Source organism: Pseudomonas sp. NFPP07 (assembly GCF_900115645.1).
In the GTDB taxonomy this organism is placed as follows: Bacteria; Pseudomonadota; Gammaproteobacteria; order Pseudomonadales; family Pseudomonadaceae; genus Aquipseudomonas; species Aquipseudomonas chlororaphis.
Genome location: NZ_FOXG01000023.1, coordinates 1 through 4,361, shown reverse-complemented (window position 1 = coordinate 4,361; position 4,361 = coordinate 1). Strand labels below are relative to the sequence as shown.

Here is a 4,361-nt window from a genome sequence, read left to right as displayed (position 1 = left end):
AGGGAACTCAAGGTTCCAGTGAGATCTCATCTTGAGGCAAGTTTCCCGCTTAGATGCTTTCAGCGGTTATCTTTTCCGAACATAGCTACCCGGCAATGCCACTGGCGTGACAACCGGAACACCAGAGGTTCGTCCACTCCGGTCCTCTCGTACTAGGAGCAGCCCCTCTCAAATCTCAAACGTCCACGGCAGATAGGGACCGAACTGTCTCACGACGTTCTAAACCCAGCTCGCGTACCACTTTAAATGGCGAACAGCCATACCCTTGGGACCGGCTTCAGCCCCAGGATGTGATGAGCCGACATCGAGGTGCCAAACACCGCCGTCGATATGAACTCTTGGGCGGTATCAGCCTGTTATCCCCGGAGTACCTTTTATCCGTTGAGCGATGGCCCTTCCATACAGAACCACCGGATCACTAAGACCTACTTTCGTACCTGCTCGACGTGTCTGTCTCGCAGTCAAGCGCGCTTTTGCCTTTATACTCTACGACCGATTTCCGACCGGTCTGAGCGCACCTTCGTACTCCTCCGTTACTCTTTAGGAGGAGACCGCCCCAGTCAAACTACCCACCATACACTGTCCTCGATCCGGATAACGGACCTGAGTTAGAACCTCAAAGTTGCCAGGGTGGTATTTCAAGGATGGCTCCACGCGAACTGGCGTCCACGCTTCAAAGCCTCCCACCTATCCTACACAAGCAAATTCAAAGTCCAGTGCAAAGCTATAGTAAAGGTTCACGGGGTCTTTCCGTCTAGCCGCGGATACACTGCATCTTCACAGCGATTTCAATTTCACTGAGTCTCGGGTGGAGACAGCGCCGCCATCGTTACGCCATTCGTGCAGGTCGGAACTTACCCGACAAGGAATTTCGCTACCTTAGGACCGTTATAGTTACGGCCGCCGTTTACCGGGGCTTCGATCAAGAGCTTCGCGTTAGCTAACCCCATCAATTAACCTTCCGGCACCGGGCAGGCGTCACACCCTATACGTCCACTTTCGTGTTTGCAGAGTGCTGTGTTTTTAATAAACAGTCGCAGCGGCCTGGTATCTTCGACCGGCATGGGCTTACGGAGCAAGTCCTTCACCCTCACCGGCGCACCTTCTCCCGAAGTTACGGTGCCATTTTGCCTAGTTCCTTCACCCGAGTTCTCTCAAGCGCCTTGGTATTCTCTACCCAACCACCTGTGTCGGTTTGGGGTACGGTTCCTAGTTATCTGAAGCTTAGAAGCTTTTCTTGGAAGCATGGCATCAACCACTTCGTCACCTAAAAGGTAACTCGTCATCAGCTCTCGGCCTTAGAACCCCGGATTTACCTAAGATTCCAGCCTACCACCTTAAACTTGGACAACCAACGCCAAGCTGGCCTAGCCTTCTCCGTCCCTCCATCGCAATAACTAGAAGTACAGGAATATTAACCTGTTTTCCATCGACTACGCTTTTCAGCCTCGCCTTAGGGACCGACTAACCCTGCGTCGATTAACGTTGCGCAGGAAACCTTGGTCTTTCGGCGTGGGTGTTTTTCACACCCATTGTCGTTACTCATGTCAGCATTCGCACTTCTGATACCTCCAGCAAGCTTCTCAACTCACCTTCACAGGCTTACAGAACGCTCCTCTACCGCATCACTTACGTGATACCCGTAGCTTCGGTGTATGGTTTGAGCCCCGTTACATCTTCCGCGCAGGCCGACTCGACTAGTGAGCTATTACGCTTTCTTTAAAGGGTGGCTGCTTCTAAGCCAACCTCCTAGCTGTCTAAGCCTTCCCACATCGTTTCCCACTTAACCATAACTTTGGGACCTTAGCTGACGGTCTGGGTTGTTTCCCTTTTCACGACGGACGTTAGCACCCGCCGTGTGTCTCCCATGCTCGGCACTTGTAGGTATTCGGAGTTTGCATCGGTTTGGTAAGTCGGGATGACCCCCTAGCCGAAACAGTGCTCTACCCCCTACAGTGATACATGAGGCGCTACCTAAATAGCTTTCGAGGAGAACCAGCTATCTCCGAGCTTGATTAGCCTTTCACTCCGATCCACAGGTCATCCGCTAACTTTTCAACGGTAGTCGGTTCGGTCCTCCAGTCAGTGTTACCTAACCTTCAACCTGCCCATGGATAGATCGCCCGGTTTCGGGTCTATACCCAGCGACTAAACGCCCTATTAAGACTCGCTTTCGCTACGCCTCCCCTATTCGGTTAAGCTCGCCACTGAATATAAGTCGCTGACCCATTATACAAAAGGTACGCAGTCACAGAACAAAGTCTGCTCCCACTGCTTGTACGCATACGGTTTCAGGATCTATTTCACTCCCCTCTCCGGGGTTCTTTTCGCCTTTCCCTCACGGTACTAGTTCACTATCGGTCAGTCAGTAGTATTTAGCCTTGGAGGATGGTCCCCCCATATTCAGACAAAGTTTCTCGTGCTCCGTCCTACTCGATTTCATGACTAAGAGATTTTCGCGTACAGGGCTATCACCCACTATGGCCGCACTTTCCAGAGCGTTCCGCTAATCTCAAAGCCACTTAAGGGCTAGTCCCCGTTCGCTCGCCACTACTAAGGGAATCTCGGTTGATTTCTTTTCCTCAGGGTACTTAGATGTTTCAGTTCCCCTGGTTCGCCTCTTGCACCTATGTATTCAGTACAAGATAACCATCTTATGATGGCTGGGTTCCCCCATTCAGACATCTCCGGATCAAAGTCTGTTTGCCGACTCCCCGAAGCTTTTCGCAGGCTACCACGTCTTTCATCGCCTCTGACTGCCAAGGCATCCACCGTATGCGCTTCTTCACTTGACCATATAACCCCAAGCAATCTGGTTATACTGTGAAGACGACATTCGCCGAAAATTCGCGATTAAACTCACAAATTTTACCTTAGCCTGAATAAACACCAGTGAAAGTGCTATCCAGTCTATCTTTCTATCACATACCCAAATTTTTAAAGAACGATTCTGATAAAGATCAGAAATCAACATTCACCATCAACTTGATGGAATGCTCATTTCTAAGCTTTAAACGATGGACACCAATCTGTAATGGTGGAGCCAAGCGGGATCGAACCGCTGACCTCCTGCGTGCAAGGCAGGCGCTCTCCCAGCTGAGCTATGGCCCCGTATCGCTACAGGGTGCACCAGTAATTGGTGGGTCTGGGCAGATTCGAACTGCCGACCTCACCCTTATCAGGGGTGCGCTCTAACCAACTGAGCTACAGACCCAATCGTCTTCTTCAATGAATCAAGCAATTCGTGTGGGAGCTTATGAAGCAGCTGATGTCGTCGATTAAGGAGGTGATCCAGCCGCAGGTTCCCCTACGGCTACCTTGTTACGACTTCACCCCAGTCATGAATCACACCGTGGTAACCGTCCTCCCGAAGGTTAGACTAGCTACTTCTGGTGCAACCCACTCCCATGGTGTGACGGGCGGTGTGTACAAGGCCCGGGAACGTATTCACCGCGACATTCTGATTCGCGATTACTAGCGATTCCGACTTCACGCAGTCGAGTTGCAGACTGCGATCCGGACTACGATCGGTTTTGTGGGATTAGCTCCACCTCGCGGCTTGGCAACCCTCTGTACCGACCATTGTAGCACGTGTGTAGCCCAGGCCGTAAGGGCCATGATGACTTGACGTCATCCCCACCTTCCTCCGGTTTGTCACCGGCAGTCTCCTTAGAGTGCCCACCATGACGTGCTGGTAACTAAGGACAAGGGTTGCGCTCGTTACGGGACTTAACCCAACATCTCACGACACGAGCTGACGACAGCCATGCAGCACCTGTCTCAATGTTCCCGAAGGCACCAATCCATCTCTGGAAAGTTCATTGGATGTCAAGGCCTGGTAAGGTTCTTCGCGTTGCTTCGAATTAAACCACATGCTCCACCGCTTGTGCGGGCCCCCGTCAATTCATTTGAGTTTTAACCTTGCGGCCGTACTCCCCAGGCGGTCAACTTAATGCGTTAGCTGCGCCACTAAGAGCTCAAGGCTCCCAACGGCTAGTTGACATCGTTTACGGCGTGGACTACCAGGGTATCTAATCCTGTTTGCTCCCCACGCTTTCGCACCTCAGTGTCAGTATCAGTCCAGGTGGTCGCCTTCGCCACTGGTGTTCCTTCCTATATCTACGCATTTCACCGCTACACAGGAAATTCCACCACCCTCTACCATACTCTAGCTCGCCAGTTTTGGATGCAGTTCCCAGGTTGAGCCCGGGGATTTCACATCCAACTTAACGAACCACCTACGCGCGCTTTACGCCCAGTAATTCCGATTAACGCTTGCACCCTCTGTATTACCGCGGCTGCTGGCACAGAGTTAGCCGGTGCTTATTCTGTCGGTAACGTCAAAATACTCACGTATTAGG

General features: G+C 51.7%; 2 tRNA genes and 2 rRNA genes. All 4 read right to left on the bottom strand.

The window, feature by feature from the left end:
* A 23S ribosomal RNA gene (locus tag BM019_RS30325) occupies nucleotides 1-2,795 on the bottom strand; the annotation flags it as partial.
* Between the two features lie 240 nt (nucleotides 2,796-3,035).
* Nucleotides 3,036-3,111 (bottom strand) — tRNA-Ala (locus BM019_RS30320).
* Between the two features lie 26 nt (nucleotides 3,112-3,137).
* A tRNA-Ile gene (locus BM019_RS30315) sits at nucleotides 3,138-3,214 on the bottom strand.
* Between the two features lie 65 nt (nucleotides 3,215-3,279).
* Nucleotides 3,280-4,361, bottom strand: a 16S ribosomal RNA gene (locus BM019_RS30310); the annotation flags it as partial.